We start from the raw sequence: 5,809 nt of genomic DNA, 5'->3' as shown, positions 1-5,809 counted from the left end.
GGCGTGCGTATTTTTCATCATCTTCTCGCGCAGTTCGGAATCGGTGGTGTGCACCGAGACATTCACCGGAGAAAGGCGCATTCGGCAGATTTTATCTGCTTCTTCATCGGTCAGGTTGGTCAGCGTGATATAATTGCCGAGCAGATAAGAAAGCCGTTCGTCATCGTCTTTGAAATAAAGCGATTCGCGCATGCCCTTCGGGTTTTGGTCGATAAAACAAAAGATGCATTTATTTCTGCAGCCCTTGTGCTTGTCACCCAAAAAAGTGCCGAATTCCAATCCCAGAGGTTCGTATTCACCTTTGCTAAAAGAAAGTGCAAAGGTCCTTCCGGCTCTCGAAATAACCAATTCCACTTTGCGTGCGGCTGCATAAAACCCATAATCCAACGTATCCCGGATCGGGTTGCCGTTGATGCTCACGAGAGTATCGCCGACACGTACGCCATGGTTAGCGCATATGCTCTTTTCGGTAACGCTCGAGATTTGAATACTCATTCGTTTTCCATCCAAAAAAACACAGCGGGAAGTTTAATCGGAAGATTAGACTTCTGAACAAATTTTTGTATTTTTAATCAAAGAAATCGTTTTTACGCAAAAAAGGAGAGGATTTTGCCCCTCCCCTTGTAGCAGTCGCTTCAGTGATTACTTCTTTTCCTCTTCCTTTGATACGACCTCTTTATCGCCGTAATAACCGCAGCTTCCGCACACTTTATGCGGAACGGTGAGCTCTTTGCAGTGAGGGCATTTGACCAGCGTGGGTGCGTCGAGCTTCCAAACATTAGAGCGGCGCTTGTCTCTGCGCGTGCTCGAAACTCTCCTCTTAGGTACAGCCATTGTTATTTCCTCCTAAAACATTATGAAATCAGTCGCCCGAAATATCCTCATCTTCAAACAACACGGGTTTCGGGTTATTGCATCCGCAGGGTCCGTTATTGAGATTGCCTCCGCAGTTGACGCACAGTCCCTTGCAGCCCTCCCGGCAAAGACGACGCTGCGGCACGCAGAACATCATGTCGTCCCAGACGATGGGATCGAGTTCAAGGCGGCCGTTGATGTCGGGCTTAATGAGGTCTCCGAGTTCCGATTCGGAATCATTAAGTTTGTGGAGGAACGACTCCGAGCGAGGCAGTTCAAAATCCTCGGTACAGCGGTCGCATTCAAGGGTCAGGATAAAATCAACAGAGAGCTCAAGCATTATATCGCCGCTGTCATTATAAGCGGTCGCCTTCACCGAGACAGGATGTCGGATAATCGGTGTCATCCCGCTCTGCCACTCAGCAAAGTCACAGATTCCCTCGCGTGTTGCTTTCGCGCCCGGATCATCAATCAAATCAGAGATGTCTATAAACACGGAAACCCCTCCAAGAACGCAAAAGCGTGAATAATTATATCACTGCGAAGAAATATTGTCAACCCTTTAAAATCAAGATTTATTCAAAATATCCCTCAAATTTTTCACAAGAGTCAATCAGTTTTTTTGCTTCTCCGGCAAACAGGCGGCAGGAGACAGAGCGCGATTCGAATGCCGAAACCAAATTCTCGGTTTGGAAATTGCAATAATTTTGAAGTGAATCGAGTTCTTCAACGAAATCAGTAGCGGCAAAACTTGCGTTTCGTTTCAGGTAAAGGTCCCGTAAGGTGTCATAGATGTCGGGAAGCGGATATATTTTACCGTCCGCCCAATACAGATTTTTCACGCTTCCGTTATTGACTGCAGCAGCAACAGAATTACATACGGAAGCGTCAAAAAGGAAGGTATATTTTAATTCTCCGATCGACTGGCAAGTCTCGATGCAAGCCGCTATTTTCCCTTGCCGGAATTGTAAAAGAGCGGTCCCGAGTTTTATTGAATAATCCGTCGGAATTTCATAAGAACACTGCTTGCGGTTTTGGCTGTTCAATACGGTAAATACCGAATTAATACGCGCAAATAAATCTCTTAACGGTGTGTTAAGTTGGGAAGCGGCTGAATAAATCCGTGCCGCTTTGTTATATTCTCCCGCCGCGACGGCATCTTCATACGCATCATTGATATGCCGGATGTAATAATTTAAAATCTGGGCTTGAATCGTTGCCGTATAAGCCGAGTCCTTTATCTCGGCAATATCTATATCAAAAGCGGATAATGACTTAGTGTCAAGACCCGAATTCAGATTCGTAAAAAACGGCAGGAAATTATACGGCGTTACGGCAGTCTGATCAAAAGCAAGCAGCAGTTTTGTATAAAGCTGATAACTGAACCGGAAAGCCGCGGCATTGTAACGGTTGGAATTATCGAGATTGGTATGGCGGTATTTCATTGCAAATTCACTTGCGTCGAGATCCAGTCCGATCGTAGGAATACCCGCCGATTCGAATATAAAACCGCTTTCACCGCCTTTGACGTTATTATTGATTTTAATGCCGTTTATAAACGGCCCGGTCAAACCCGTTACTGCATTACCTACAAAAGTCTCCAACCCGGTACTGACCGCAAGCGGATAGCTTGAGCCGTGGTTGGCGGCGGGCATAGTGATATCGATGTGAACGGTATTCCCTGCCGCCCATTCGGAATGCGTCTGGGTAAGTTGAACAAATGCGCCGTAAGAAGTAGAATAACCCGAGTTGCGCTTTGCTATTTCCGAGCCGCCGTAGGCCACAAAAACCAGTGTCTTTTGTGGCTTATATCCACTGCTCTTCACGGCCTGCGCAAGGCCGAGCATCAATGCGACCGAGCAGCAGTTTTCGTTATAACCGTGATAAAACCGGTCATAATCGGCTGTAATGATAATTTTTGAATCTGAATCAAGTCCCGGGATGGTTCCGACGATATTATAGCCGACGGATTCGTCAGTAAAACCGAATTCGGAATTTAATGTCACAACGAGCGCACTGTCTTCTTTGACAGCGCCGTTATAAGCGTTGAGCAGCTTTTGAGCATCTGTATTTGTCATAGTTAAAACGGGCATTGTTGATGTAATAGAATAGGAATCGCAGTAATAGGCAGAATTCAGCTGTTCATCAATTGAACTTGAAAATGCCGCAATCAAAGCCGCCGCTCCCTGCGTACGGGCTTCTTCGATTACGTATTTTATGGTTTCTGCATCATAACCATTCAATATCGCCAAAACCGCTTTCCCACTAGCGGTTATGTTTTTATAACCTTCCAACGAACCGTCTCCGGCGCTGACTAACGTCATGCGCTGCTCTCCGTTGCTGTCGGACGGCAGCGCCGAAAGACGAAAACTCACGACATTTCCGTCGACTGTCCGATAACTGAGCTGTGCGGAGCAAAACGAAAATGCCGAACAGGAAAATTCTTCTTTAACCGCATCCTCAAGACCGATTTGGGACATTTTTGAACGAATGAGATCCGCTGTCTGAGATGCATTTGAGGTTCCGGAGAGTGAAAATCCAAGCTCTCCGTCATTATAAGCTGACATTGTTTGCACAATCGATAAGTTTAAATCCGTTGGCAGCTGCTGAATTAAAGAGGCATATGCGTTTTCTTGTGATGTTTGAACTGATTTATACGCGTTTGAACAACCCGGTAAAACCGCCGGTGCTATCAACGATATACATAAAAATATGGATGTAATAATCTTCTTAAACATCATCAGTCTACCGCATTTCCGAATTTTTATATAAATAAACAATATTTGATGACAAAATTCTCCGCCGCCGTTTCGCGGCGCCATTTTTTATGCTACAGCAAAAGCTCGGAAAAGTCAAGATTCACAGTGATATAACATTTCGTTTTTTGTTGTTAAGAATTTGTGATAGCATTGTACAATCGTTCCCGGATTATTGTAATTTTTAAACATCAAAATACCCTTTTGTGATGAAAAGCCAAATTTTAAGTTTGGTACTTGACTTCTTCCGTGTAAAAACTGTATAATTTCTCTCGTTACGCGGGGTCACGTGTGTTATTTTTCCGTTCGGAGGTCATATTGTGAAAAAGTACATTGGCATTTTTTTTGTTGCGGTTCTCGCTCTTATCATCGCATTCGGAAGCGGTTGTTCTCTGTTGCCCACGGAGGAGGAACTCCTTCCGCCGAAACTTGTCTCCGCTGCACCGGTCAAATACATAACCGAAACTATCGGAAAATCAGGTATTAAAAACGAAATCACCGGCGAAGCAATTTTCCGTCCTTCTGAAGCCGATTCCGCGACCGCCTCTTTCCCGGTCGGCGGAAAACTTTTATCCCGTTCGATTGAATTTAATCAGAAGGTCAGCAAAGGCGATTTAATTGCTGTCCTCGCCGAGAGCTCAGAATATAAAGTTCTGCTCTCAACGAAGCAGCGTGAAGTAAATACGTTGAAGATTCAAATGGATACAGCTCAGATTAACGCTCAGGGCGGAGGTGAAGTCGCTCTTCTCAAACTTGCGCTGGATCAGGAACAATATAATCTCACAGTCGTTCAGGGCGGTGGGAAATTGAGCGACGGCACAACGTTGGAAGGCCAAAAGCTAAAGGTACAAATTGCCCAGCAAGCCTATGATAATGCACTGGCAACCGCTAAAAACAATTATGCCGTTTTCAAGACAAACTACGAGCTTGCACAACAGGAAATCGCGGCCGCGCAGGCTCAATACAACGCATGCTTTTTATATGCGCCGATTTCCGGTATCTGTATTTGGACATCGACCGATAAACCCGGTACCAATATTTCAGCTAATGCAGAGTTTGCTACAATTGCACCGAGTAAATCGATCTACCTCAATTTTTCAAGCACTGATGATATTTCTATGTATATTAAAGTCGGCTCCGAAATGACCGTTACTTTAAACGGTGTTGATTATACGGGAACCGTTACACAGACGCCTGAGACTCTTACGCCCGAACAAATGCAGTCATACGGTGTTAAATATATGTATCTGTTAACTGTTAAAGGCCTGAATATGGCAGATGCCAACCTAATCGGCCAAAAAGCCGCAGTATCACTTTTACTTGTAAGCAAAACAGATACCTTTGTGGTTGATACATATTTAATCATCTCAGACGGAGGCAAAGATTATCTCCGTTTACTCAAAGACGGGCTTCCCGTTCAAGTGGAAGTCACACGAGGTATCAGCAATGCTACGCAGACTGAAATTCTCACCGGGCTCTCCGTTGGGGATCAGCTCATAATCGGTTAGATTGGAGGCATATTGATTTGTCTCTTTTGGTGTTTCGGAAACTTTTAAATAACCGGTGGATGTTTGTCTGCCTATTCATCGGTTTTCTCATCATCGCCACGGTTGTCAGCAGCATCCCGATGTATACAAATGCGATCTTACAGCGGGTTTTGATTTTGGATCTCCAGGATTATCAGGCGGAATACCATCAATATCCGGGGACTTATCAGGTCAGCCAAACCTTTAATTTCAGCACACAGCCGTTTCCTGTTTATGATGACTATATCTCAAATACGCTCATGAAACAGATCAAGGTTCCGACAGTCGGCGACGTCACGCGTCTGGAGATGGGTTTGCGTTCATTTGTCAGGACTCCCTATTCAGCTCAGTCTGCTGTTGCGCGAATCAACATCACTGCACTCAAGAATTTTAAAGATAAAGTTGAGATCCTCTTTGGCCGGGAAGCAAAACCCGGACTTGTGGACGGAGCGTATGAAGTAACCGTTAATGAGTACACAATGAAAAACATGAGCTTGGATATCGGCGGCGAATACCTTTTCACCATGCCGTATTCGGCAGAAGAACTCTTTTCATCGGTGGAAGCGGGAGCATACTTCAAGTTCCGCGTCGTCGGCGTTGTCAAACCTGTTGATATCAATGATCCTTATTGGTTTATGGACATGAATACTTATGACCAGGATGTCTTTATGG

At 44.9% G+C, this 5,809-nt stretch carries 6 protein-coding genes; 2 read left to right on the top strand and 4 right to left on the bottom strand.

Annotation, left to right across the window (positions count from 1 at the left end; genetic code table 11):
* The 4 genes from PKH29_12330 to PKH29_12315 all read right to left on the bottom strand — a co-directional run.
* Positions 1-495 (bottom strand): PDZ domain-containing protein (locus PKH29_12330; GenBank protein HNX15626.1); only part of this gene is annotated, 495 nt, incomplete at its 3' end.
* A gap of 147 nt (positions 496-642) precedes the next feature.
* Positions 643-834: a 50S ribosomal protein L32 gene (gene rpmF, locus PKH29_12325; GenBank protein ID HNX15625.1), complete on the bottom strand. Its 192-nt coding sequence runs from the start codon at positions 832-834 to the stop codon at positions 643-645.
* Positions 835-862: 28 nt separating this feature from the next.
* Positions 863-1,351 (bottom strand): DUF177 domain-containing protein, encoded by a 489-nt coding sequence (locus PKH29_12320; GenBank protein ID HNX15624.1) that lies wholly within the window; start codon positions 1,349-1,351, stop codon positions 863-865.
* Positions 1,352-1,430: 79 nt separating this feature from the next.
* A complete protein-coding gene (locus PKH29_12315; GenBank protein ID HNX15623.1) occupies positions 1,431-3,422 on the bottom strand; it encodes a M28 family peptidase in 1,992 nt (663 codons plus the stop codon).
* Between the two features lie 509 nt (positions 3,423-3,931).
* On the opposite strand from PKH29_12315, the gene PKH29_12310 reads away from it, so the two are divergent.
* Positions 3,932-5,119, top strand: coding sequence for a hypothetical protein (locus tag PKH29_12310; GenBank protein HNX15622.1), 1,188 nt, complete (start codon positions 3,932-3,934; stop codon positions 5,117-5,119).
* A 59-nt stretch (positions 5,120-5,178) separates the two neighbouring features.
* Positions 5,179-5,809: hypothetical protein (locus PKH29_12305; protein ID HNX15621.1), on the top strand; the 631-nt coding region annotated here is incomplete at its 3' end.

This window comes from Oscillospiraceae bacterium (assembly GCA_035353335.1).
Classification (GTDB): domain Bacteria; phylum Bacillota; class Clostridia; order Oscillospirales; family JAKOTC01; genus DAOPZJ01.
Note: the sequence above shows the minus strand (reverse complement) of the source record. Positions and strands in the feature narration are given on the sequence as shown.